Raw genomic sequence first — 24216 nt, 5'->3', positions numbered from 1 at the left:
GACGGCGCTCGCGGGAGGGCGCGCGGGCTGGGCCGGGTAGCGCGGTGTGCGCGAGCCGACACTCGTTCGGGCGCTTTCCGGTGTCCGGGGAGCCGTATCGTCTAGGGGCACATCCCCCCGGCCGAGGAGCACACCCATGACGCCGCCCGTTGTCCACTCGCTGCGCGAGCAGATCCGCGAGCACATCGTGGAGGGGATCGTCAGCGGGCGGTGGAAGCCGGGCGAACGGATCGTGGAGCGGCGGATCGCCGGTGAACTGGACGTCAGTCAGACGCCGGTCCGTGAGGCGCTGCGGGAGCTGGAGTCGCTGCGGCTCATCGAGACGGCGCCGAACAAGGGCGCCCGGGTCCGGGAGCTGTCGGCCGCCGACCTGGAGGAGATCTACCCGGTGCGGGCGGGCCTGGAGCAGATGGCGGCGGAGCTGGCCGCCCCCCGGCTGGCGGAGGACGCCTCGGCGCTGCGCCCGCACGTCACGGCGCTCTACGCGGCGGACCGGGCGGACGACGGGGAGGCGCAGGTCCGGCACACCGTCGCCTTCCACCGGGAGCTGGTGCAGGCGGCGGGGAACAGTGTGCTGCTGCACACCTGGGAGTCGTTGGGCATCGAGGTGTGGACGGCGCTGTCCATTCGCTGGCTGGGCACGAAGCAGCAGTCCTACGCGGAGGAGCACGCGGCGGTGCTGGAAGCCTTCGAGCGGCGGGACCCGGACATCGCCTCGCTCGTCAAGCGGCACGTCCTGGGCTGCGCCCCGGCCCCCCGCCCCTGAACGAGCCGGGCAGCCGTTCCCGACAGCGAACTGGACCACGACTCCGGCAGGTTGACCCGACGGGTTGACCCGCGGGTTGACCCGCCGGTTCGGGTCCCGGTCCGCTCCGGGCACCCTCGCGGCGACCGGATCGGAACGGCGACGGGAACGGGAACGGCGACGGAAGCCCAGCGCCGCCGGGAGCTGAGCGGTGGCCAGCACCGTCCGGCTCCGGTCGGCTCCGGTCACCGCCAGCCAGCACCGGCCACAGCCGGCTGGCCACGGTCAGCCCCACCCGGCGCTGACCAGATCCGATCAGGCCGGAGCGGACCCGAGCACATCCGGCCAGCCCTGTTCATATGGAACAGGTCCGTGCACACCCGTCAATAACCGTGCACACTCGGCCAGATCCGGCTCGGTCGGGGGGCCGCCCGGCACTCCGGAGCGAGCCCCGGACGGCTCGTGTCGCGCGGGGAACCCCATCCGGAGAGTCCGGAATCGCACGGATATCACCGGGATTTGCCATCGGCACCGAGTGTCGACTTCCGAGGCACGGAATGCCAATTTCACGCGGAGCTTTGATCGATCATCGATCGTGAGCGTATGGTCGATCGTCGGGGTCCTCCCCTGTCCTGCCCTGTCAGGGATCACCCCTCCCACCCCTTGAGCGGATGCGTTCCGCCCGTCCGGAAGGTGGCCACCATGCCCGACTCCGCCGACGCCATGGCGTCACCGATCCCCGCTCCGCGCACCCAGCCGAGCGAGTTCGACCAGTTCCCGGACCGGGACCCGCAGGAGACCGCCGAGTGGCGCGAATCGCTGGACGCGGTCACCGAGCACGCCGGGCCGGAACGCGCCGCCTATCTGCTCCGCCGCACCGCCGAGCACGCCAGGGACCGCGGGCTGGACGTGCCCGAGCCGCTGGAGACGGCGTACGTCAACACGGTCCCCACCTCCGCCGAGCCCGCCTATCCGGGCGACGAGGAGCTGGACACCCGGATCACCGCGTGGAACCGGTGGAACGCCGCCGCGATGGTCTCGCGCGGCAGCAAGGACGGCCTGGGTGGGCACATCTCCACCTTCGCCTCCGCCGCCTGGCTCTACGAGATCGGCTTCCAGTACTTCTTCCGCGGCAAGCGGGACGCGGCCACCGGCGGCTCCGGCGACCAGATCTTCGTGCAGGGCCACGCCTCGCCCGGGGTCTACGCCCGGGCGTTCCTGGACGGCCGCCTGACCGAGGCGGACCTCGACCGCTTCCGCCGCGAGGCGGACGGCGGCGGGCTGCCCTCGTACCCGCACCCGCGGCGGCTGCCGTGGCTGTGGGAGTTCCCCACCGTCTCCATGGGCATCGGCCCGATCTCGGCGATCTACCAGGCCCGGTTCAACCGCTACCTGGCCAGCCGGGGGATCAAGGACACCGCGGACTCCCGGGTGTGGGCGTTCCTCGGGGACGGCGAGATGGACGAGCCGGAGTCCACCGCCGCGCTGGCGCTCGCCGGGCGCGAGGGCCTGGACAACCTCACCTTCGTCATCAACTGCAACCTCCAGCGGCTGGACGGTCCGGTCCGGCCCAACTTCAAGATCGTCTCTGAGCTGGAGGCGCAGTTCCGGGCGGCGGGCTGGAACGTCGTCAAGCTGCTCTGGGGCGAGGCGTGGGACGCGCTCTTCGCGATGGACACCTCGGGCGCGCTGGCCCGTCGGCTGCGCGAGGTACCGGACGCCCAGTTCCAGACCTACGCCACCCGGGACGCCGCGTACATCCGCACCCACTTCTTCGGCGCCCACCCCGAACTGGCCCGCCTGGCCGAGCGGTTGACGGACGAGCGGATCGTCGAGTGCTTCCACCACTCGCGCGGCGGGCACGAGCCCCGGAAGGTGCACGCGGCCTACCGCGCGGCGGTCGAGCACACCGGAGCGCCGACGGTGGTCCTCGCGCAGACGGTCAAGGGCTGGTCGCTCGGCCCGGGCTTCGAGTCCCGGAACGCCAACCACCAGATGAAGAAGCTGACGAAGGACGAGTTCAGCGCCATGCGCACGCTACTCGCCCTACCGATCAGTGACGAGGCGCTCGCCGGGGCCGAGGTCGCGCCCTACGCCCACCCCGGCCAGGACGCCCCGGAGGTCCGCTACCTGCACGAGCGGCGGACCGCGCTCGGCGGGCTCGTCCCGGCCCGCGAGGTGCGCCCGGCCGGGCTGCCCACCCCGGCGGACAAACCGTTCGCCGCGCTGCGCAAGGGCTCGGGCAGCCAGGAGATCGCGACGACGATGGCCTTCGTCCGGCTCGTCAAGGACCTGATGCGGGAGAAGGAGAGCGGGCGGCGCTGGGTGCCCATCGTCCCGGACGAGGCCCGCACCTTCGGCATGGAGTCGCTGTTCCCCTCCGCCGGGCTCTACTCCCCGGTCGGGCAGACCTACGATCCGGTCGACCGCGACCAGCTCCTGTACTACAAGGAGGCGACGGACGGCCAGATCCTCAACGAGGGGATCACCGAGGCCGGTTCGCTCGCCGACTTCACCGCGGCGGCCACCGCGTACGCCACGCACGGCGAGCCGATGATCCCGTTCTACATCTTCTACTCGATGTTCGGCTGGCAGCGGACCGGTGACCAGTTCTGGGCGCTGGCCGACCAGCTCGGGCGGGGTTTCGTCATCGGGGCGACCGCTGGCCGCACGACGATGACCGGTGAGGGCCTCCAGCACGCCGACGGCCACTCCCATCTGCTCGCCTCCACCAACCCGGCGGCGCTCTCCTACGATCCGGCGTTCGCCTACGAGGTCGGCGCGATCGTCAAGGACGGGCTGCGTCGGATGTACGGCCCCGACCCGGAGCGACAGGAGGACGTCTTCTACTACCTGACGGTCTACAACGAGCCGAAGACGCAGCCCGCGCAGCCGGAGGGCGTCACCGACGAGCAGATCGTCCAGGGTCTGTACCGCTTCCGGACGGCCGGCGAGCTGGAGCGGCCCGCGCCCCAGGACGCCCCCCGGATCCAGCTGCTGGCCTCCGGCACCGCGATCCACTGGATCCTCGACGCGCAGCGGATGCTGGCCGAGGAGTGGGGGGTGGCCGCCGACGTGTGGTCCGCGCCCTCCTGGACCGAGCTGCGCCGGGAGGCGCTGGAGTGCGACGCCGCGGCGCTCCGCGGCGAGGAGCGGCTGCCGTACGTGACGCGGGCGCTGGAGGGCGCGCCAGGTCCGGTCCTGGCCGTCAGCGACTGGATGCGTGCCGTTCCCGACCAGATCAGCCAGTGGGTTGAGCAGGACTGGTACTCGCTGGGCACCGACGGTTTCGGCCTGTCGGACACCCGCGAGGCCGCCCGGCGGCACTTCGGTGTCGACCCCCAGTCCATCGTCGTCACCGCGCTGGCGCGGCTGGCCCGCCGGGGCGAGGTCAAGCACGAGACGGTGCGCCGCGCCGCGGAGACCTACGGGCTCGGCTGAGCCGGACGGCGCGACGCCGGTGGTCGGGCGGCGGTGTGGGGCTTCGGCCCGCCGCGCCCGGAACGGCCCACCGGCGAGCGCGCGGTGGGCGGCACTCCCGGCGGACCCGCCGCCCACACGCGAACGGCCGCCGTGCCCCCGGAGGGGCGCGGCGGCCGTCGTCGTCAGACCGTTCCCGGTCCGGTCACTGCTCCCGTTGCATGTCCGGGTGGGTGCGCAGCTTGAGGAAGGCCGCGATCAGGCCGCCCCACACCACGACGATGGAGATGGTCATCATGATGATGGCTCCGGTGGACATCAGCTCTCCCTCCTCTTGCTGACCTGGCCCTGACCACCGGCTCCCGCGCCGGAGGAGGCGCCGTCGGCGGCGTCGTCAGCGTCGATGTTGGTGTCGTCGGTGGCGACGGGCTTGCGGGAGGACACCAGCGCCAGCAGCACGCCGACCAGGATCGCGCCGATGGCGACGCTCCAGCCGGTCCAGATCAGGAAGCTGGTGGAGTAGCCCTCGTAGTTCTCCTCGAACTCGCCACGGAGGCTGTCGAAGAGCATCCAGCCCAGGCCGACCGGGGTGATGACCCCCAGGCAGACCCGCCACCAGGTGCCCAGCCGGACGGCCGAGGTCTCGTTGACGTGCTCCTGGAACGCCGGGAGCTTGCGCACTCCCCAGCCCACCACCAGCAGGAAGACCAGCGCCGCGAGCACGATGCCGTAGGCGTTGATGAAGTGGTCCGCGGCGTCGAGGACCGGCAGGCCGACGTCCGTCGGGAAGATCGCCAGCGAGACGACGGCCAGCGCGCCGGTCACGCTCAGCACCGCGGTGCTCCGGCTCAGGTTCAGCCGGTCCTGCACGGACGAAACCACCACCTGCACGATGCTGATCAGCGAGGTGAGTCCGGCGATCGCCAGCGAGACGAAGAAGAGCACGCCGAACAGCTCGCCCATCGGCATCTCGGAGATCACCGTCGGGAAGGTGACGAAGGCCAGACCGGGGCCGCCGCCCACGACCTCGCCGACGCCGACGCCGTTCGCCTGGGCCATGAAGCCCAGTGTCGCGAACACGCCGATACCGGCCAGGATCTCGAAGGAGCTGTTGGCGAATCCGGCGACCAGTGCCGAACCGCTCAGGTCGGCCTTCCGCCCCAGGTAGGAGGCGTAGGTGACCATGATGCCGAAGCCGATGGAGAGCGAGAAGAAGATCTGGCCGTAGGCCGCGACCCAGACGCTGCCCTCCCCGAGCGCGCTCCACTCCGGCGAGAAGAAGGCGTCCAGGCCCTTCGAGGCGCCGTCCAGCGTGAGGGCCCGCACCACGAGGGCGCCGAAGAACAGCACCAGCATCGGGATGAAGACGCGGTTCGCCAGCTCGATGCCGCGCCGCACCCCCAGCCAGAGGATCACCAGCACGACGAGCCAGATGACCACCATGGGCCAGAAGACGCCGCCGACCCACTGGGTCGGCATCCCGGGCTCTCCGGTCTTCAGGAACTCACCCGCGAAGAACTCGTCGGGCTTGGACCCCCAGTCCTTGCCGAAGGAGAAACCCGCGTAGCGCAGCGCCCAGGCGAGGATCACCGAGTAGTACGCGGCGATGACGAAACAGATCGCGACCTGCCACCAGCCGATCGACTCGGCGGGCCGGGTCAGCCGCCGAAAGGCGAGTGGTGGCGACTTCCGGTACTTGCGACCGACGCCGTACTCCAGGATCAGCAGCGGTAGCCCAGCAGTGAGCAGCGCGATCAGGTACGGCAGCAGGAACGCCCCACCGCCGTTCTTGTAGGCCTCGGCGGGGAACCGCCAGATGTTCCCCAGCCCGACGGCCGACCCGATCGCGGCGAGCAGGAACCCGGAACGGGATCCCCACTGCTCACGAGTGTGGTTTGGCATAGTCAGATTCCTTGTTGTCTGTATAGGTAACAGAACGTTAGCAGCGGGCCCGTATTCTGCCCCTGGTGTTCACATTTCGGGAAGGCTTCAGAGCGGGATCTTTCGTTCGGTCCACCGCCGCACTGTGGGAAACGAGCCACTCCTCCGGTCCACGGTGTCCGCGACCCCTCCCGGAACACGGCCTTCCGGTGCCGGACGCGGGCCGCGCGCCGGTCGCCGTGAGGTACGTCACCGGACGCCGCCGCCCTGACCGTCCGCGTTCGCTCCCCCACCCGCCGCGCACCCGGCGTCCGGAATCCGAACCGGAGGCGGAGGGGACGGCGGACGAGAGAGGCTACCGGCGGCCACGCGGGCGACACGGATCCGAAGGGGAACCCGCGCGGACCCGGCGGGGGTGCCGGAGGGCCGCTCCGGCGGGCCCCGCGATGGTCCTCCCACCTGATCGCTTCACGAACGGTCCCGGTCAGGGGAGTTCACGAAGCCCGGCAGAATGACCACCATGCGCGCCTCGCGACTGATCCACATGGTGCTGCTCCTCCAGGCCCGCCGGACGATGACCGCCGCCGAACTCGCCGCCGAACTGGAGGTCTCCGAACGGACGGTGGCCCGCGACGCCCTCGCGCTCTGCGCGGCGGGCGTGCCGGTCTACTCGGACCGGGGACGGCTCGGCGGCTATCGGCTGGTCGACGGCTACCGCACCCGGCTGACCGGAATCGAGCGGAACGAGGCCGAGGCGCTGTTCCTCTCCGGTGTCCCCTCCGCCCTGCGCGACCTGGGCCTGGCCGACGCCGGTTCGGCCGCCCGGCTCAAGGTCTCCGCCGCCCTCAGCCCCGGGCTGGGGGACGCGCCGGAGAGCGCGGCGCAGCGCTTCCACCTGGACGCCCCCGGCTGGGACCGTGAGCAGGAGGCCCCGGCGCTGCTGCCCGAACTCGCGGAGGCCGTGTGGAGCGACCGCCGCGTCACCGTCCGTTACCGGCGGCGGAGCGGGGACCGGCCCGCGCGCGAGGTCGAACGCGAGCTGGAACCGTACGGCCTGGTGCTCAAGGCGGGCGTCTGGTACCTGGCGGCCCGCACCCGGGGCGACTGGCGGGTCTACCGGGTGGACCGCTTCACCTCGGTGACGCCCTGGACCACCGGAACCGGCCCCGAGGCCCCGCCTCCGGCCGGACCCGGCACCGACGGCGAGGAGGCGGGCGCCGAACCCGGACCGGACGGCGGACGCGCCGAGCCCGGTACCGAACCTGTTTCCCGACCCGGTACCGAACCCGGCGGGCCCGGGGGCGAGACGGCGTGCTCCGGTCCGCCGGAGGAGCTGGCCACCTCGCGGCAGGTCCCGGGGCAGCGGCACGGACCGGCCCGGCGCACCGGCCCGGAGCCGGGCGGCCCCGGGTCCGCCCAGCCGCCGCGCACCGCGCGGGACGCGGGGGCGCACTTCACCCGGGACGCCGCGTTCGACCTGGCCGCCTTCTGGGCGGAGCGGGCGGCGGAGTTCAACCGCTCGCTCCTCCGGGAGGAGATCACCATCCGGCTCTCCCCCGAGGGCGTACGGCGGCTGCGGCACGTGACGAGCCAGAGCGCGGCCGAGGCGGCGCTCGCCTCCGCCCCTCCCCCCAGCGACCCCAACGCCACCACGGCCCCGGCCCTGGTCCCGACCCTCCTTCCGGAGCCGGACCACGCCGCCCCGGACGCGGACCTGGACCCGGGCCCCGCCCCGGACACCGGCCCCTTTCCGGAGCCGGGCCTCGCTCCGGAGTCCGGGAGTTCCGGCTGGTCACCCGGCGCCGACTCCGCCACCGGCGCCGGGGTGGACGCCTCGGGGCGCCGTACCGTCCGTCTCGGGGTGGAGAACCTGGACGTCGCGTACTCCCAGCTGCTGGCGCTCGGCCCCGAGTGCGAGGTGCTGGACCCGCCGGAGCTGCGCCGCCGCTTCGCGGAGTCCGCCGCACGACTCCACGCCCTGTACCGGAACTGACCCCGCGAGAGGGGCACCGGCCAGCACGGCGGATCACCGGAGCTGTCCGAGCACGTCCGCACCTCCGCCCCGCCCCGCTCCCGGGGCGCCCGCCGCCAGTCGTCAACCGTCAACCGTCAGTCACCCGGGGACTCCGGGCTCCGGGCGCCCGGGCACCACCGGGTGCCGGGCGCCTCCGGCCAGCGGTAGCCGGTGGTCAGCGGTAGCCGGTGGTGTCCGCGGGCTTGCCCGGGAGCTGCACCTCGTCCCGGTACCGCCAGCAGTCCGGCGCTGAGCCGTCGACGTCGGTGAAGCCGTACTCGCGCGCCAGTCCGCCGCTGCTGAGCGCCTGCCCGTTCCAGCGGGCCACCTCGGGGTCGCTGGCCAGCGCCACCAGGGCCCGGCCGACGAACGCGGGGGACTCGGAGATCGCGAAGTACGGGTCCGTCGCCGTGCCGTCCCGCCAGTTCTCCTCGGTCACCCCGAAGTGCGCCAGCATCATCTCTGAGCGCAGCCAGCCGGGGGTGAGGCAGAGCGCGGTCGCGCCGTGGGCGGGTACCTCGTGGGAGAGGTCGAACGCCATCCGGATCGGCGCGCTCTTGGCCAGGTCGTAGTAGAAGGGCTCGCGGTAGTCGCGGTTGGACTCGGCGGTGCCGTCGGTGACCTCGACCACCAGCCCGCCGGGGTTCCGCAGCAGCAGCGGCAGCGCGAACCTGCTGGTGACGATGTGCGTCTCGATGCCGAGGCGCAGCATCCGCAGCCCGTCGTCCAGGTCGTGTTCCCACATCGGCCGGTCCCACTGGACGAGGTTGTCGCCGCCCCAGCAGTCGTTGACCAGGATGTCCAGCCGTCCCCGCTCCCGGTCGACGCGCTCGACCAGCGCCCGCACCGCCTCCGGGTCTAGGTGGTCGGTGGGGACGGCGACGCCGGTGCCGCCCGCCGCCGTCACCAGCTCACCGGTCTCCTCGATGGTCTCGTCCGCCCGGCCCGTCTCGCTGGTCCGCTCCCGGGTGGTGCGGCCGGTGACGTAGACCGTGGCCCCGGCCCGGCCCAGCTCCACCGCCATGCCCCGTCCGGCGCCCCGGGTGGCTCCGGCGACCAGCGCGATCTTCCCCTCCAGTGCCTTCCGCGTCTCCACGCCCTGCCTCCGTTCCGTTCCGTGCCGCGCCCCGTGCGCGGCACGGACAGCAGTCTGCGGGGGAAACCCGACGTCTCCTGTCCGGTTTCCGGCGTGGTTCCGACGAGCCTGGCCGGGGGGGAGCGGAAGGGCTCCGTGGCCGCGCGGTACCGGCATGCGCGGTACGGACACGCACGGCGCGGCATAACGACTGGGCACGTCCCGGATAACGACCGGGCCGCATCCGGGGGACTCCAGGTGCACGGCCGCGCCGTGGGGCGGATGCTGGGGGCGTGATGGACGAGATGGAGTTCTGGGCGCTGATCGACTCGACCCGGGCGGCGGCCGAGGGCGATCCGGACGAGCAGGCCGACCTGCTGGTCGAGCGGTTGACGCAGCTCGACCGGACGCGGTGACCTGCTTCGCGCAGCACTTCGAGTCCCGTCTCAACCGGGCTTTCCAGTGGGACCTGTGGGCGGCCGCCTGGATCCTGCTCGACGGGGCGAGCGACGACGTGTTCGACGCCTTCCGCTGCTGGCTCATCAGCCAGGGCCGGGAGGTCTTCGAGGGCGCCGCTCACGACGCCGACTCCCTCGCCGATACCCTGCCGGAGTTCGACGAGGAGCTGGACGGCGACGCGGAGGACCTCGGCTACGCCGCCGACGAGGCGTACGAGCGGCTGACCGGCCTCGAACTGTCCGAGGCCGACCTTCCCGACCCGCCGGGCGACCCGCTCGGACAGCCGCTGGATCTGGAGGACGAGGAGGCGCTCGCGGAGCGGCTGCCCCGGCTCTGGCAGCGTTTCCGCGCGCCCTGACGACTCCGGGCCTGCCGAACGGCGACGGCGACGGTAACGGCGACGGGCCAGACGGACGGACGCGCTGGCCGGACTGCGGCTCGCCCGGACTGCGGCTCGCGCCGGAGGGCGGGGTCTGGACGGGCGGGGGCTAGGCGGGCGGGGCGGGGCGCGGGGGGCCCAGCCAACGGCCCATCAGTATGTCGTCGACGTACTCCCCCTCCAGCAGGAACTCCCCCGGCAGCACGCCCTCCACCTCGAATCCGGCCGCCGTGTACAGCCCCCGCGCGGGGACGTTGTGGCCCAGCACCCGGAGCGTCACGCGCTCGGCGCCCTGGGCGCTCGCCCACTCGCAGGCGGCGTCGAGCAGCGCACGGGCGACCCCCTGGCCACGCGCCCACTCGTCGACGGCCAGCCCCTGGATCTGCCGCACGTGCGCGTTGCTGGCCAGCGGCGTCGCGAGGGCGACCTGGACGTAGCCCGCGATGCCCGCCTCCCCCAACTCCGCGACGAGGAAGTCCTGGAACGGGTGGGTGGCGTCGTAGAACGCCGGGTACGGGGGGCGCGGCCGGGGCAGCACGGAGTGCAGCGTCGACCAGGTGCGCCGATCCAGTTCAGCGAGCGCGGGCTCGTCGTCCGGGCTCGCCGCGCGGATGCTGATCTCAGAGGCCATGGTCGATACGGTGCACCGCCACGCGCCGCACGTCCAGCACGCCCCGGGGGGCTGGCCCACGGCGGGCGGGCGTCCGACGTCCCGTCAGACGGGTCACCCGGGCGCCGCCGGTCGCCGGGATGACGGGGGAAGTGCCGCGCGGGCGTGGCCCGTCGGCGGGGGCGGGAGGGCAGGATGGGGCGCATGCGTATCGCGGTCACCGGTTCCTCCGGACTCATCGGCAGCTCGCTCCTCCGCTCCCTCCGTGCCGACGGACACGAGGTCGTCCGGCTCGTCCGGCGCCCCGCCCAGGCCGGGGACGAGGTGGAGTGGAACCCGAAACGGCAGTACGTGGACGCCGACGGGCTCGTGGGCTGCGAGGCGGTGGTGCACCTGGCGGGTGCCGGGGTGGGTGACCACCGCTGGACCGCCGCCTACAAGAAGGAGCTGCGGGACAGCCGGGTGCTGGGTACCGCCGCCCTCGCCGAGGCGCTGGCCTCGCTCGACTCCCCGCCGCACACCTTCCTGGTGGGCACCGCCATCGGCTACTACGGGGACACCGGGGACCAGCGGGTCGACGAGTCCGCCCCGCCCGGGCGCGGGTTCCTGGCCGACCTGGCGCAGGAGTGGGAGGAGGCCGCCGCTCCGGCCGAGGAGGCGGGCATCCGCACCGTCTACGCGCGCACGGGACTGGTGGTGTCCCGGAAGGGCGGGGCCTGGGGCAGGCTCTTCCCGATCTTCAGGGCGGGGATCGGTGGCCGCCTGGGCGACGGCCGCCAGTTCTGGAGCCATATCGCGGAGCACGACCACATCGCCGCCCTCCGGCACATCCTGGATCACGACGGTCTCTCCGGGCCCGTCAACCTCACCGCCCCGGAGCCGGTGACCAACCGGGAGGTGACGGCCGCGATGGGGCGGGTGCTGCACCGCCCGACGCTCTTCGCCGTGCCCGCGCCCGTACTGCGGCTCGTCCTCGGGGAGTTCGCGACGGACGTGCTAGGCAGTCAGCGGGTGATTCCCCGTCAACTCCTGGACTCTGGCTTCGACTTCGCCTTCCCAGCCATCGACGACGCGATCCGCGCGGCGGTCCACGGCTCCTCCTGACCCCCACACCCCGCTTCTCACGCCCGGCTTCCCACGCCCCTCACTTCCGCCATCCCCGCTCCCCCGGGCCGCGCGGCCCTCTCCCCCCGCTCCTCCCTACTCGCTGCTTCCCGCTGCTCCCCCGCTCCGCGCAGGCGCGCGATGCGGGGGAGGCGCACGGGGGGCGCGTGGCGGAGGCGTACGGGAGGGGGGCCGGGGACGTACGGGAACGTACGGACCCGGGGTACCCGGAGGGGTACGGGGAGGTGCGCGGACGCGCGGGGCACGGGACGCCAGGGCCCGGGCGTACGGGAGGAGAGAGGGAGAGGCGGGCCGTGGGGACGGACGGGGACGGGAGGGGGACGGGAACGAGGGGGGTGGACGGGGCGGGCGCGCGAGGCGAGGCACGGGGGATGCCCGAGGAGTGCGGGACGGCGCACAACATCGCAGCTCAGCATGTGAGGGCGCACTGTTGAGGAGACGCGCGCCCCACCGTTTCGAAGTATGCGCCGCTGTGCCACCGTGATGCGCGGCACGCGACTGGCCGCCACGGTCACCCTGCGTAGAGTCCTCGGGGACGCCGAGCGGGGAACCACGCGCGGCAGTCGGAGGACCCATCCCGGTGGGGGCAACCTGGGGCGCCCCCACCGCGCGGCGACCACGGGAGGCACCGTGTCTGGCAGCACCGCACGCGCGAACACCGGCCGCACACCCACCCCGGACACCGATGTGGTCATTGTCGGGGCCGGACTCGCCGGACTCGCCACCGCCCACCAACTCACCACCGCGGGGCTGCGGGTGACGGTGCTGGAAGCCGAGGACCGGGTCGGCGGACGCATGGCCACCGACCGGGTGGACGGCTACCGCCTCGACCGGAGCACCGGGCTCGTCAGCGCCGACTGGTCGGAGATGGCCCAACTCCCGGGCCTGGCCGGGCTGGTGCTGCGGCCCTTCAGCCCCGGAGCGCTGCTCCACGCGGACGGCCGCACCCACCGGGTGGGCAGTCACCAGCGGTCCACCGCCGTCCGACTCCCGTACACACCCCAGCAGTTCACACCCCGCACCCGCGCGGGCCGGATCCGCGCCGACCACAGGACCCGGGGCGCGCTCGACGCGGCGCGCGTGCTGACCAGCACCCGGGGCCGGACGGCGCGGACGGAGGCGCTCGACCTGGTACGACTGCGGGTGGCGCTGGCCCGCCTCGCCTCGCTGCCCGTCGATGAGCTAGCCGGACGCGTCGAACTCCCCACCGCCCAGGCGCTGTCCCAGCGCGGGCTCCCGGCCCGTACCGTCGAGTCCCTGGTCCGGCCGCTGTTGGAGGCGCTGCTCTGTGATCCGGAGCTGGGCACCTCCAGCCGGGTCGCCGACCTGACGCTGCGGAGCTTCGCGCGGGCCGGGCTCTGCCTGCCCGCCGGGGGCCTCGCGGCCGTCCCCGAACTCCTCGCCGCCGGGCTGCCGGAGGGCACCATCCGCACGGGGGTGCGTGCCGAGGCGCTGACCACGCACGCGGTCACCACCGAGAGCCACGGCACGCTCAACTGCCGGGCCACGCTGGTCGCCACCGGTGCGGTGGACGCGGCCCGGCTCCTTCCGGGGCTGCGCGTACCGGAGTTCCACCCGGTGACGGTGCTGCACCACGCCGCGCACGAGCCACCGCCCCGGCACTGCTCGGCGCTGCTGGTCGACGCGGACGCGCGTGGCCGAACCGGGGACCGCGCGCACGCGGGTCCGGTGAGCCACTCCTGGGTCAGCACCGCCGTCGACCCCTCGCGCGCGCTGCCCGGCCGCACCCTGGTGACGAGCGTGGTGCTGGGCCCGCGCGCCGCCGAGGCGACCGCCACCCTGGACGCCGCCGCCCGGCCCCAACTCGCCGCGCTGCACGGGGCGTCGACTGCCCGTTGGGAGCTGCTGGCGGCCTTCCACGACCCACGGGCGGTGCCCGCGACGCCCACGCCCCACGATCCGAACCGTCCGGTGCGGCTGCTCTCCGGGCTGTACGTCTGCGGTGACCACCGGGACACGAGCACCGCGCAGGGCGCCCTGACCTCGGCGGGCCGCGCGACCCGGGAGATCCTGCGCGACTTCGGCATCCCCCTCACCGACACCGACAGCTCCCTGAACGCCGTCGCCTGAGTCTCCCCACGTCCCAACCACCGCCGTCAGAAGGGTGGTTGACGGCACCCGCGAACTCACCCCCGGTGGGCGGGGGCTGGACCCGGAGTTCGGGACGGACCCGGCGGGCGGGCGTCAGTCCGGTGCGACGCGGGTGCCCCAGCCCATGGTGACGCTGAGATCGTCGGCCCATGCGAGGCGGTGGGCACCGACGCCCTCGGCGGTGTCCGGCCGCATCCGCTCCACGACGCGACGGGCGCCCTCCGCGTCCAGCCCGGTGGCGCGGAGCACGGCCTGGGCGAACATGCCGGTCCGGTGCACGCCAGCGGAGCAGTGGATGACCACTCCGGCGCCCTCCCACAGCGTGCTGGCGACCCGCGTGGCAGCGCCCGCGAGTTCGCCGTCGCGGGTGGCGGGCGGGACGCAGCCGTGCGCGAGGTCCACCCACGTCCACTCAAGTCCCGCCCGACGGGCGGCCGTTCCGACGACACGGGCGCCCTCCCGGGCCGAGAGCAGGGTCACCAAATGGGTCACGCCGAGCGCGGACAGACCCGGTAGCGCCCGCACTTGGGGGCGACGGCTCGGACCCAGCGCGCCACCACCCACCGGCACCAGCCGCACCGTCGCCGTTCGTGTCATGTCGTCAGGCTAGGACGCGCGGCTCGTCCCGCTCCAGCGCTTTCGGCACAGGCACCGCACAGGCCGCGTCGGGGCCGCACGAGGCGCGGAGGGAGGCGGCTCGGGTACCGCCGCCGCGTCCCGCCGGCCGCCCGCCGGAGGCGGGTGGGACGGGTGGCGACGAGGGGGCCACGGGACACCCAAGAGAATCGAACACATCTCCCGAACTCCCGGATGACCAGCGGGTTCTGTCAGTGCCCGGCGGTATTCTGGAGTCAGAATCCAGGAGGGTTCACCTCGATTCCAGGAGGTCGCTGATGTCCGTTTCCAGCTCCACTCCGACGTTCCAGACGACATTCCCGATGACCTTCCCCGTGGCCCTGCGCAAGCAGCCACTCCCCGCCGGTCAGCCCCGCGAGTGGTACGAGGCACACAACCGTCAGCTCAAGGCGATGCGGATCGCGATAGCGCTGCTCGACACCGGCGTCTACACCGCCCGGCAGGCGCGGGACCGCACCATCGCGGCGACGGCGGCCAAGATCGGCGTGCACCCTCCGTCCCGTACCACCTGCCGTCTGGTGCGGAGCCTGCTCCCGGCCGACCAGCCACGGTGAACCGCCGCGCCCGGCGGCTGGCCGACCAGCCGGGCGGTTCCCCCTAACGCGACGCCGCACACGGCCAGTTCGACGGGCAGGCGCGCCCGGCCCCTTCGGTGGGGACACACACCCCAGCCTGTTCGGTGCGGACGTGCACCCCGTCCGTCCGGCGGGGTACGGGGCGGCCGTCTCGGCACGGCCGCCCCGCCCCCGCCCCGTCGGCGGCGTCACGGGGCGTGGCTGAGCATGGGCCGGGGAGACAGCAGCACGGCGGCGCCCGCGGCCAGTGTCGGCAGCACCGCGGCCGTCGCCGGGACGACCTGCGCCAGCAACGCGCCCGGGAGCAGCAGCCGTTCAAGGAAGTGCCAGACCAACGCGGGGCGGGTGCACGGCGCGTGGCCCGGAGGACGGAGGAGGCCGAGCACCCGGAGAGCGCACAGCACGGCGCATCCCAGCAGCAACAGCGTGGCGCTCGTGGGCGGTTCGGTCATGGTCGCCGGAAGCGCGAGGCAGAGCAGGTAGGTGGCGAGCGCGAGCGTGGTCAACAACCGGACGGTGCGGCGCGGCCCGTGGCGAACGGGGAAGGTGCCACAACCAGCCGCGCGGTCGGTGCCCAGGTCGTGCAGGGCCAGCAGCAGGTTGCTGAACACGCCCTGTAGACCCAGCAGTACGGCGGTGAACCACAGCCACCCCGGGGGCCAGGGCGCGCTGTAGCAGGCGCCCGCGAGGAAGGCGCAGACCGGGCCGGACACGCCGGACAGCAGGTCGCCGAGAAGGCCCCGGCGTTTACCCCAGCGCCCGTAGAGCCCGTAGAGGCCCACCGCCGCGCCGAGGAACACCAGCGCGTGCCAGTTGACGGCGAGCGCCGTGCCCAGCACGGCCACGGCGGCGACTCCGGCGCACCGCGCGACGGTGGCGCCGGAGATCCGGCCGGAGGGGATCGGGCGGTGCGGCTTGGCCAGTTGGTCCTCGTGCCGGGTGAGGTAGTCGGCCATGTACAGGGCGGCGGCGCAGGCGAGCGCGCCAGCGCAGGCGGCGAGACCCAGCACCGGGAGCCGAGCGCCGCCCGGCGGCGCGGACATCGCGGCGCCGAGCCCGGTGACCAGGGCGATGACCGTGAGGTCGTAGATCCGGAGCGTCTCCAGATGACCGGCGGTACGGGAACGGGACGGCTCGGGGCGCGGGAGGGGAGAGAAGGGGGACGTGCTGGCCTCCGGGCTCGAAGGGCTCGCCGGTGAGGGCGAGTTGCCAACCGTCCACCGACCGCGTTTCCGAATCGGCACTGCCATCGGGCGGGATCCTTCCCGGGCCGTCGACGAATCCACCCGCACCCCGGTTCACCACTCGTTCGAGTGATGGCCGGTCCGCCCACCCCACGGGAGCCCGCCCCACATCGGCCGCCGCCACCCCAGCTCACCCGTCCACCACCACTCACTCGTCCACCGCCGCTGCCGCCGAGCCCACCGAGCCCTCCGGACCGTCCCGACCACGCAGCTCATCGCCACCGGCTCGGCCCCCAACAGGGGGATCCTCCAAGCCACTTGCCCGCGCAGCGGCCTCCCGGCACCCGTATCCGGGCCCGCTCCCGCACAAAGAGGCCGCCCGGACGTGGAGAGATCACCTCCCGTCAGTCAGCACCCGCTCCCGCACGGCGGGCCAGCCCGATCCAGCCCACCCCGGTTTGCGCAGGGCGGCTCCGCTCCCGCAAGGCCCTCCCAGGCTCCGCAGGACCGTCCCCGTTCCGCGGTGACCTCCCATTCCCACTGGCCGTACCGGTTCGACGGCATCCTCGCGAAGGCCACCCCGAGTGTGGGCAGGCCACTTACCCCACATTGGCCTGCGCTCCCTACTCCCGGCCGTTCTACCGTTCCCGGCACGCGCCGCTTCCTCGTCGACACCTTCACCAACCGCCCCCTCCCCGGCAACCCAGCGGGCGACTGCCCGTTCCCCGGCCCCCCACTTGGCCGGAGGACGGCCAGACGCAACGGGTGGCCGCCGAACTGAACCAGTCCGAGACGGCGTTCGCGCTGCCCGTACCGGGTGAGGGCGCGACGGACCGGGAGGTCCGCTGGTTCACCCCGGCCGCCGACCGGCTCCCAGGCGTCGGCCCGCACGGGGCGCGTTCTGCGGCGACGGCGACACCGTGGGGGTCTCGAAGCAGGGACGGGTCTACCACTGCCGCGACGGTCGTTGGAGGCGCTGACACACGGCAGCAGCAGTGTCCCGATCCGCTGGGCCGAGACACTGCTGACCGGTAGGGCTACGTGACGAGGTTCTGGAGCCGAGTCACACTGGCGTGCCAAGTGCCGTCACAGCAACTCAGCTTGGCTCCGAGTTCGTGTGTTCGGGTGGCTCCCTCGGCCAGCCACTGGCGGGTGAGTGAGTGGAGCCGTTCGAGCGCGGGCGAGTCGGGAGCATCCGCGATGACGAGTTCGTCGGTGGCGATGGCCGCGTGAGCTGAGCCGTCCGCGGTCCGCATTCCGACTCCGATGCCGACGCCCTCGTCGTGGACTGCTTCGAGGAGTCCTTGAGGCCCGGCTGCGATGAGCCAGTTCTTGAAGTGGGAGTAGTCGTCGCCGGACGCTCGCCCCTGGATGGTGTGGGGCCGGTCCCGGAGTACGGCCAGGAGTGCGGCGGCCGTGCGGGGTAGGTCGGCTCCGAGAATGGTGAGCTCGAACTCGGGCCGTCCCGGGTCGACTGCTCGGGAGACGGATGTCGCGGGCCGCGGGGCGACCATCGGGGTGTAGCCGCCGTGGTGGACGGCGACCTGCCGCGGCAAGTGGTGTTCGTCCACCGTGACATGGGCGATGGCGTAGGCGCCAGGCAGGTCGGCGATGCGTATACCGCTGATCAATGACCCGCCGGGCTTGAGTTGTTGGAGCCACGCGTCCGGGATGGCGGGCGGGGTGGTCCCGATGAGGATGCGGTCGTACGGCGCCTGGGACGGGTGGCCGAGGAGGCCGTCCGCGGTGACCGCCCTGGCCCGGTAGCCGTGCTCGGCGTACAGCTTCTGGGCCCGCTCGGTGAGCTTGGGGTCGATGTCGACGGTCGTGACCTGCCCCTGTGGTCCGACGATGTGGTCCATGAGGGCGGCCGAGTAGCCGGACCCGGTGCCGATCTCCAGGACGTTCACGCCGGGGCGTAGGTCCAGCGTGCGGACGTGGCGGTGTGTGACGGCGGCCGGGGTGCACGGGCGTACCGCCTGGCCGTCGGCGCCGTGGAAGGGCTCGGCGGGCACAGCACGGGCCGCCTTCGCGACGGAGTCCTGCCGGGGTGTTGCTTCGTTCATCGGTCGGTCCTCGGTCTTCAGATGCGAAGGGTGACGTGGAAGGGGCGGTCGGCGGTCTCGGGCTCGCCGACCGGGCCCAAGCTCGCCGACCCACGCCCGTACTACCTGCTGGACCCCGCGGCGCTCACGGTCGCACCGGCGGAGGCCGCGTCGAGCAAGATCGCGGCGACCGTCGCCCCGAAGGTGGACGTCGATGCCCTACGGCCCGTGGCCATGGGTGGCGGTCGGGAGCGTTGCGATGAACCGGGCCGGCGTTCGCGTCGGGAAGGCCGCTGGCTACTCCGACCTGGAGTTCGCCTTCCTCATGGAGGCGGGACTGATCAGTCCGCGGACGGTGGCGGTGACGCGCCCGTCTCCACGTGGGGGGCGCGCTCACCGAGCGGCAGCTCACGCACACCGACCCGGCGCACCCATGCGCGTGCTCACGCGCGCGGCCACGCCCCGCCGAACCAGGAAGAGGTCCACCCATCTCCAATTGGACTTTGATGTCGAGTGATTGGCCTCCTACTGTGCCGGGCATGCGCCTTTACATCGTTGACGCCTTCACCGACCGGCCCTTCCTCGGCAACCCCGCGGGCGTCTGCCCGCTCCCCGGCCCCACGTGGCCGGACGAGCACTGGATGCAGCAGGTGGCCGCCGAGGTGAACCACTCCGAAACGGCGTTCGCGCTGCCCGTGGCGGGCGGCGGGGCGACGGACTGGGAGATCCGCTGGTTCACCCCACGCGTCGAGACCAACCTCTGCGGCCACGCCACACTGGCCACCTCCCACATCCTCCGCACCGAACACGGGCTGGCCGGCACCCTGCACTTCGCCAGCCGGTACAGCGGCCCGCTCCACGCCCAGCTGCTTCCGGATGGCGAGATCACCCTGGACTTCCCCGCCGCCCCCGGTGAGGAGGCACCCGTACCGGACGGGCTGGCCGAAGCGCTGGGCGTCCAGCCGGAGTCCGTCCACCGCACCGGGGCGCTCGGCGACCTGCTGACCGTCCTGCCCGACGAGGCCGCCGTGCGGCGCCTCGACCCCGACCTGTCCGCCCTCGCCGAGGTGATCCGGAACGCGGGGCTGCGCGGCGTGATCGCCACCGCCCGGGCCACGGAGGGCGCGGTCTACGACGTGGTCTCGCGGTTCTTCTCCCCGGCCGAGGGCATCCCCGAGGACCCGGTGACCGGCAGCGCCCACACCGCGGTCGCCCCCTACTGGTCCGCCCTGCTCGGCCGGAAGGAGCTGACCGCCTTCCAGGCGTCCCCGCGCACGGGGGTGATCCGCACGGCGGTGCGGGGTGACCGCGTCGACCTCACCGGGCGCGCGGTGACCGTCTGGTCCGGAACCCTCCACAACGAACCCACATACAGCGCGGGTTGAGCCGGTCGGACCGTTCGGTCCCGTGGAGCCGGGAGGTTCGCGGGGTGGCGCGCCCTTCGCGGTGCGTGGTGCGCCACCCCGCTCCGCCACGGTCTGGCCACCGCCCGCCCCTCCACGGCCTCCCTCTGGTAGACCGCCGGGCCTACGCCGATCAACCGGCGGACGCCCAGCGTCCGTTGCCGCCGTCGCGCCACCCGTACCGCCCCTTGCCGCCCCTCTCCGCCCTGCCGTTCGTGGGACCCGTGCCGCTCGTCACGGCTCGTCGGCGGCCGCTCCGCACGGTGATCCGTCCGGTCAACTCGACCAGGGCAGCCGGACGTCGACGCGGAACACCACTCCGCCGGAGGGGTCCCGGTGCATGCCGTGGTCGGCGGTGCCGCCCACCAGCCGCACCCGTTCGACGAGCCCCGTCAGTCCGGCGCCGGAACCCGGTACACCACCCGCAGCCGGAACGGTGGAGGCCGCGCCGTCCGGCTTGCCCCCAACCACCCCTTGTACGTGTCCGGTTCGTACGTCCTTCGGACGCTGCCGCGAGGCGGGCTGCGAACCCTCGGCACCCGGAACCGGGTTGCTGAGGCTGACCAGCAACTCCCCGTCCCCGGCGGGGTGCAGGGAGACCGACACCGATTGTCGGGGGGCGTGCTTCCGGGCGTTGGTCAGCCCCTCCTGCACCACCCGGTACACCGCGCGGCTCACCGCCGGGGGCACCGGCACCTCTCGTGGAGCGCGGTCGTCGAGCACGACCGGCGTTCCCGCGCTCCGGGCCTCCTCCACCAGCCGCTCCAGCGCCTCCACTCCGGGCTGCGGAACGGTCCGCGTCCGCTCACCACCGTCGTTCCGCAGCACCCCGAGGATGTCGCGCAGCTCCTCCAGCGCCTCGTGCGCGCTGGTGCGGATGGTGTGGGCCACGTACTCCACCTCCTCCCGGGGCATGTCGGCACGCAGCTCCAGCGCTCCCGCGTGCACGCTCACCAGCGAGAGACGATGCGCCAGCGAGTCGTGCATCTCCCGTGCTATGCGCTGCCGTTCGAGCGCGCGGTGCTGCTCGGCGTCCCGCTCGGACGCCTGCTCCGCCTGGACGACGGCGGTGCGCAGCCCGCCGATCAGCTCCCGTCGGCGGCGCACCCGGACCCCCCAGTACAGGACGGGGACCGGTATCACCAGTGAGAGGAGCACGAACAGCAGCGCCGAGCCGAGCGCGTTCAACTCCAGTGCGGCGAAGTCCGGATCGGGCCGTACCGCGCCGAGCGGAGCGGTGGCCACCGCATGCACCAGCCACACCCAACACGTCGTCCGCCACGACCGGTTGGCGGCCACGGTGAACAGCGAGACGAGGACCGCCAAACCGACGATGTCCGTGACCGCCACGCCCGGCAGCACGGCGACGGCCACCCCCACCGGATGGCGTCGGCGCCACCACAGCGCGAGGCAGCCAGCGGAGGTCAGCGCCAGCGAGGTGGCCCCGTAGGCGAGGGAGACCTGGCCACGGTCGAACTCATCGGCCGCCATCATCCACGCGAACAGTGCGGCCCCGAGGACCGCGAGGACGTCCACGACACGCTGCCGCCCGGTCAGCCGGCCCGTCGGCTCGGCGGCGGTCCTCCCCCGCCTCGCCTTCTTCAACCCGCCTGCCGGTGGCACGGGTTCGGGACCGGTGTCCAACTCACGGGAGTCGGAGGGCGGTTCGGGCTCGGACGGCCGGGTCGGCGGCGGCGGGGCCGACAGCGGTCGGGTCGGCCGCCCGGTGGACGGGACGCCCGTCATGAGCGGACCAGCGGACGCCAGAACTGCCGCGTGGACTCGTCCCGTACGACGTACCCGAGCTTCTGCACCTCGTGGCGCAGCTCCCGGATATCCGTCCGGGACTTCTTACGCAGCGCCGTCTCCCGCGCCTTCAGCAGGACATGGACGGCGTACGGCAGATCGGGGAGGTCCGGCACCCACCGCCGGTACAACCCGGCGTACGGATCCCCCTCCCGCCACGCGTAGCCGTGCTCGGTGAAGGCCACCGCGACCGCCTCCACGGGCGGTTCGCACTTCTCCCGCAACAGCTGCCTCGACTCCGCGTCCAGTAGCACGAGTTGACCCCCGTCGACGAAGACGACGTGCACCTCGGTACCGTCCACGCGCTGAGTGTCACCGTCCGCCTCCACCTGGATCGTCGTCCCGTCGACGGTGAGCCGCATGCACATCAGCAGCAGCACGCAGCCGACGCCGATACCCAGCACTCCCCCACCACCCACACACGCCAGCCGCGTTCCGAACCCGTCACCGAAGGAGGCGACCAGCTCGAACGGGCCCTGCATAGGAGCCCAGCGCAGCCCCGCGACCCAGTCGGCCACCCACGGCAGCACCAGCCCCAACACCGCGCCCAGCAACGGCACTCCGAGCAGCAGCACCGCCCGGTCAGCCGGGGTCGGCCCCACGACCGTCGGCTCCCGCCGCCCCTTGCCCAACGAGACTCCCGCCGCCCCCTCGGCACCACCATCGACCCCGTCGGCGGCCGCGTGGGCACCCGCCGTACCGGCCGAGCCGTCGTCCCCACCAGACCCGTCATCCGTCAGGTTGGTCTCCCTGGGGGCCCGATCGGCGCGGCCGTGGGCCTTGTGGACCCCGATGGCGCTCCCGTCGGGGACCCTGTTGGCAGCCCCGTCGGGGGTCCCGTCGGCGGCGGCGGCGGCCGGTGCGCCGGGCTCGTCCGCCGACTGCCCGTGCGGGCCGCGCACCCCGGCGGCGTCCCCCAGACCCTCCGGCCCGTCCCGGCCCTCGGGCCCATCCAGTCCCCTCGACCCATCCGGCCCGCTCAACCCACCGGGCCCACCGCCGGGTCCCCGACCCCCTCGCTGCTGGCTCTCGTCCGCGCTGGTCACGCTCTGCTCCTCCACCCGGGCACGGCCCACCTCCGCTGGCCGGAGGGGCCGGATCAGTCATCCCCGCCGACGCTAGAGGACGGTCACACGCTCCGAACAGCCAACGAAAGTCGAGAACCCCGCCGCCACCCCCCACCTTTCGCCACCCCACCCCGCCGGACGGACCCCGGCCGCCTCCCCCGCTCCCACCGCCCGCCCACACCCCACCGGGGCACCCACACCCCACCGGGACGAGCGAGGGCTCGAACTCAGCCCGCGCCCAGCTCGCCACGTCCGACGGCCGACGTGAACGAGACCCAAGTGACCAACGTGAACGTCACGTTCGGCCCCTTCGGCACCTCGGAGTCCCGGAAGGGCACGGTTCCCTGGGCGACCAGCCCCGGCGCCCATTCGACGCAGTCGCCGTTCTGGCCGCTGTGGCTGGGACTTGAACCAGGTGACGTGACAGGCGGTGCTGTGCGGCATGTGGCCTCCATCAGCCACCGGATGGCTACCCACGACACAGGCCCCGCCATCCGTGGGAGGGATGACGAGGCCAGCGGGGGTCTGGAGTCGGCTCGCGCTCAACTCGCCACGATCGCAGGCGGCGAACGGTCGGGGGTGAACGGTGAAGGATGCGCGGGGCGTCCGGAACCGACCCCGGTCCCATCAGCCCCGCCGTGCGCTAACGCGTGGGAAGGTCGCCGTTCTTGAGAGACGAGACGAACGACGTCCACTCGTTCGCGGAGAACACGAGCGCCCCGGTCTCCGGGGTCTTCGAATCACGAACCGGCACCGCCCCGAGGAAGCCGTCAGCGACCTCTACGCACTCGCCGTTCCCCTGACTCCTGCTGGACTTGCGCCATGTGGCGCGGGTGAGGTCCATTCCCGCGCCTCCTGTGTTGTTCGGCAAGTGGCCTCCTTCGGTGGCCCCATGGCTACCCGCACACGTGCCGTGGGATCCGTGAAGCGAACGCCGCGCCGTGGGACTCAGCGTGAGCGGCCGTGAGCTGACGCAAGAACGCCCCGAGACAGACCAGTTGGGACCGTCCCGAGGCGCTTCGTGATTCATCAGGTCACCGTTGGCGCATGCCTACAGCTCGACGAGGCACAGGTGAGGGCGGGGCGGCGGGTTCCTCCCACTGACCCGACAACCGGCCCACACAAGACATTTGGGAGCGACAACGTGAGCACGTCAGAGGTACGCGATGCGAAGACGGACCCGGTGTCGAAAGCGGAGCGGGAGCACCGCGAGTGGAAGCGGGAGCGGTGAGCGTGTATCGGGTGTTGGCCCGGGCGTGGGTGGCTGGGCGGTTACTGCTGTGGAGGCGTTCGTGAACGGGTGGGTGGTGACGTTCGGTTACGCGGTCGCGGTCGGTGCGGGGTGACGGTCTACCTGTGGTGTGTGCTGGCTTCTCGGGCCTCAAAAGGTGATACGGCCGGTGTGGGTGTGGGGTCGGCGGAGGGGTTTGTTGGGGTGGGTGCGGGGGTGTGGTCTGAGGGGCGGTGCGGGTTGTACTGCGGGCGGGACGGTGTACGGGTGACCGCTTTCCGTACGGTCGCGATGCCGTGGGGCCGGCTCCAGTTGTTCGGGGGTGTGCCGTGTTTGCGTCAACTGATCGTGTCACCCCACCACGACCACGACCACGCCCACCTGAACCCACCCTCACCAGCCCACCCCCGCCTCAACCCGCAGCCACCACAACGGCGTTGATCGCGCCA

General features: G+C 73.1%; 18 protein-coding genes and 1 pseudogene. 8 read left to right on the top strand and 11 right to left on the bottom strand.

Annotation, left to right across the window (positions count from 1 at the left end; translation table 11 throughout):
- Window positions 1-136 precede the first annotated feature (136 nt).
- The gene (locus E0L36_RS04780; protein ID WP_180927569.1) at window positions 137-766 is read left to right on the top strand and encodes a GntR family transcriptional regulator; all 630 of its coding nucleotides are present in this window, start codon (window positions 137-139) and stop codon (window positions 764-766) included.
- 681 nt (window positions 767-1447) lie between these two features.
- A complete protein-coding gene (gene aceE, locus E0L36_RS04775) occupies window positions 1448-4186 on the top strand; it encodes a pyruvate dehydrogenase (acetyl-transferring), homodimeric type (protein WP_258015900.1) in 2739 nt (912 codons plus the stop codon).
- 184 nt (window positions 4187-4370) lie between these two features.
- Here the strand turns inward: aceE and E0L36_RS04770 are convergent, their stop codons facing one another.
- Both E0L36_RS04770 and E0L36_RS04765 read right to left on the bottom strand, forming a co-directional pair.
- Entirely contained in the window at window positions 4371-4484 is a 114-nt protein-coding gene (locus tag E0L36_RS04770) for a methionine/alanine import family NSS transporter small subunit (RefSeq protein WP_180927568.1), read from the bottom strand.
- A complete protein-coding gene (locus tag E0L36_RS04765; RefSeq protein ID WP_180927567.1) occupies window positions 4484-6067 on the bottom strand; it encodes a sodium-dependent transporter in 1584 nt (527 codons plus the stop codon). Before E0L36_RS04765 ends, E0L36_RS04770 begins: the two co-directional genes overlap by 1 nt.
- 499 nt (window positions 6068-6566) lie before the next feature.
- Here E0L36_RS04765 and E0L36_RS04760 point away from each other — a divergent pair, with 499 nt between their 5' ends.
- Entirely contained in the window at window positions 6567-8039 is a 1473-nt protein-coding gene (locus E0L36_RS04760) for a WYL domain-containing protein (protein WP_180927566.1), read from the top strand.
- 196 nt (window positions 8040-8235) lie between these two features.
- Here E0L36_RS04760 and E0L36_RS04755 read toward each other — a convergent pair whose 3' ends face one another.
- Window positions 8236-9156 (bottom strand): SDR family oxidoreductase, encoded by a 921-nt coding sequence (locus E0L36_RS04755; protein WP_308416633.1) that lies wholly within the window; start codon window positions 9154-9156, stop codon window positions 8236-8238.
- 275 nt (window positions 9157-9431) lie between these two features.
- Between E0L36_RS04755 and E0L36_RS04750 the strand changes: the two are divergent.
- A pseudogene (locus E0L36_RS04750) lies at window positions 9432-9952 on the top strand (DUF4240 domain-containing protein).
- Between the two features lie 130 nt (window positions 9953-10082).
- On the opposite strand, the gene E0L36_RS04745 reads toward E0L36_RS04750, so the two are convergent.
- Entirely contained in the window at window positions 10083-10604 is a 522-nt protein-coding gene (locus E0L36_RS04745) for a GNAT family N-acetyltransferase (protein ID WP_180927564.1), read from the bottom strand.
- Window positions 10605-10778: 174 nt separating this feature from the next.
- Between E0L36_RS04745 and E0L36_RS04740 the strand changes: the two genes are divergently transcribed.
- Window positions 10779-11687, top strand: a complete 909-nt coding sequence (locus E0L36_RS04740; protein ID WP_180927563.1) for a TIGR01777 family oxidoreductase — start codon at window positions 10779-10781, stop codon at window positions 11685-11687.
- 651 nt (window positions 11688-12338) lie between these two features.
- The gene (locus tag E0L36_RS04735; RefSeq protein WP_308416632.1) at window positions 12339-13799 is read left to right on the top strand and encodes an NAD(P)/FAD-dependent oxidoreductase; all 1461 of its coding nucleotides are present in this window, start codon (window positions 12339-12341) and stop codon (window positions 13797-13799) included.
- Window positions 13800-13913: 114 nt separating this feature from the next.
- Here E0L36_RS04735 and E0L36_RS04730 read toward each other — a convergent pair whose 3' ends face one another.
- Entirely contained in the window at window positions 13914-14417 is a 504-nt protein-coding gene (locus tag E0L36_RS04730; RefSeq protein WP_180927562.1) for a tyrosine-protein phosphatase, read from the bottom strand.
- Between the two features lie 341 nt (window positions 14418-14758).
- Here E0L36_RS04730 and E0L36_RS04725 point away from each other — a divergent pair, with 341 nt between their 5' ends.
- A complete protein-coding gene (locus E0L36_RS04725; RefSeq protein ID WP_258015899.1) occupies window positions 14759-15010 on the top strand; it encodes a hypothetical protein in 252 nt (83 codons plus the stop codon).
- Between the two features lie 209 nt (window positions 15011-15219).
- Here E0L36_RS04725 and E0L36_RS04720 read toward each other — a convergent pair whose 3' ends face one another.
- Window positions 15220-16281, bottom strand: a complete 1062-nt coding sequence (locus E0L36_RS04720) for a UbiA family prenyltransferase (protein ID WP_180927560.1) — start codon at window positions 16279-16281, stop codon at window positions 15220-15222.
- A 971-nt stretch (window positions 16282-17252) separates the two neighbouring features.
- Entirely contained in the window at window positions 17253-18281 is a 1029-nt protein-coding gene (locus E0L36_RS04710) for a protein-L-isoaspartate O-methyltransferase (RefSeq protein WP_180927558.1), read from the bottom strand.
- A gap of 518 nt (window positions 18282-18799) precedes the next feature.
- Here E0L36_RS04710 and E0L36_RS04700 point away from each other — a divergent pair.
- Window positions 18800-19645: a PhzF family phenazine biosynthesis protein gene (locus E0L36_RS04700; protein WP_180927557.1), complete on the top strand. Its 846-nt coding sequence runs from the start codon at window positions 18800-18802 to the stop codon at window positions 19643-19645.
- Window positions 19646-19939: 294 nt separating this feature from the next.
- Here E0L36_RS04700 and E0L36_RS04695 read toward each other — a convergent pair whose 3' ends face one another.
- From E0L36_RS04695 to E0L36_RS27425, 4 genes are all read right to left on the bottom strand, one after another.
- Window positions 19940-21268: a sensor histidine kinase gene (locus E0L36_RS04695; RefSeq protein ID WP_180927556.1), complete on the bottom strand. Its 1329-nt coding sequence runs from the start codon at window positions 21266-21268 to the stop codon at window positions 19940-19942.
- A 137-nt stretch (window positions 21269-21405) separates the two neighbouring features.
- Window positions 21406-22515 carry a hypothetical protein gene (locus E0L36_RS04690; protein WP_180927555.1) on the bottom strand — a complete coding sequence of 370 codons (1110 nt, stop codon included), beginning with the start codon at window positions 22513-22515 and terminating at the stop codon, window positions 21406-21408.
- A gap of 248 nt (window positions 22516-22763) precedes the next feature.
- A complete protein-coding gene (locus tag E0L36_RS04685; protein ID WP_180927554.1) occupies window positions 22764-22991 on the bottom strand; it encodes a DUF397 domain-containing protein in 228 nt (75 codons plus the stop codon).
- Between the two features lie 188 nt (window positions 22992-23179).
- Entirely contained in the window at window positions 23180-23407 is a 228-nt protein-coding gene (locus tag E0L36_RS27425; protein ID WP_374705487.1) for a DUF397 domain-containing protein, read from the bottom strand.
- Window positions 23408-24216 lie beyond the last annotated feature (809 nt).

Origin of the sequence: Streptomyces sp. AJS327, from assembly GCF_013450295.1 — a bacterium.
GTDB lineage: Bacteria > Actinomycetota > Actinomycetes > Streptomycetales > Streptomycetaceae > Streptomyces.
This window is presented reverse-complemented; position numbering and strand designations above follow the sequence as displayed.

Excerpts from the sequence above, each read along its gene's own strand:
- E0L36_RS04780 (WP_180927569.1), top strand. The coding sequence starts at position 137 with ATGACGCCGCCCGTTGTCCACTCGCTGCGCGAGCAGATCCGCGAGCAC.
- aceE (WP_258015900.1), top strand. The coding sequence starts at position 1,448 with ATGCCCGACTCCGCCGACGCCATGGCGTCACCGATCCCCGCTCCGCGC.
- E0L36_RS04770 (WP_180927568.1), bottom strand. The coding sequence starts at position 4,484 with ATGTCCACCGGAGCCATCATCATGATGACCATCTCCATCGTCGTGGTG.
- E0L36_RS04765 (WP_180927567.1), bottom strand. The coding sequence starts at position 6,067 with ATGCCAAACCACACTCGTGAGCAGTGGGGATCCCGTTCCGGGTTCCTG.
- E0L36_RS04760 (WP_180927566.1), top strand. The coding sequence starts at position 6,567 with ATGCGCGCCTCGCGACTGATCCACATGGTGCTGCTCCTCCAGGCCCGC.
- E0L36_RS04745 (WP_180927564.1), bottom strand. The coding sequence starts at position 10,604 with ATGGCCTCTGAGATCAGCATCCGCGCGGCGAGCCCGGACGACGAGCCC.
- E0L36_RS04740 (WP_180927563.1), top strand. The coding sequence starts at position 10,779 with ATGGGGCGCATGCGTATCGCGGTCACCGGTTCCTCCGGACTCATCGGC.
- E0L36_RS04730 (WP_180927562.1), bottom strand. The coding sequence starts at position 14,417 with ATGACACGAACGGCGACGGTGCGGCTGGTGCCGGTGGGTGGTGGCGCG.
- E0L36_RS04725 (WP_258015899.1), top strand. The coding sequence starts at position 14,759 with ATGACCTTCCCCGTGGCCCTGCGCAAGCAGCCACTCCCCGCCGGTCAG.
- E0L36_RS04720 (WP_180927560.1), bottom strand. The coding sequence starts at position 16,281 with ATGGCAGTGCCGATTCGGAAACGCGGTCGGTGGACGGTTGGCAACTCG.
- E0L36_RS04710 (WP_180927558.1), bottom strand. The coding sequence starts at position 18,281 with ATGAACGAAGCAACACCCCGGCAGGACTCCGTCGCGAAGGCGGCCCGT.
- E0L36_RS04700 (WP_180927557.1), top strand. The coding sequence starts at position 18,800 with ATGCGCCTTTACATCGTTGACGCCTTCACCGACCGGCCCTTCCTCGGC.
- E0L36_RS04685 (WP_180927554.1), bottom strand. The coding sequence starts at position 22,991 with ATGGAGGCCACATGCCGCACAGCACCGCCTGTCACGTCACCTGGTTCA.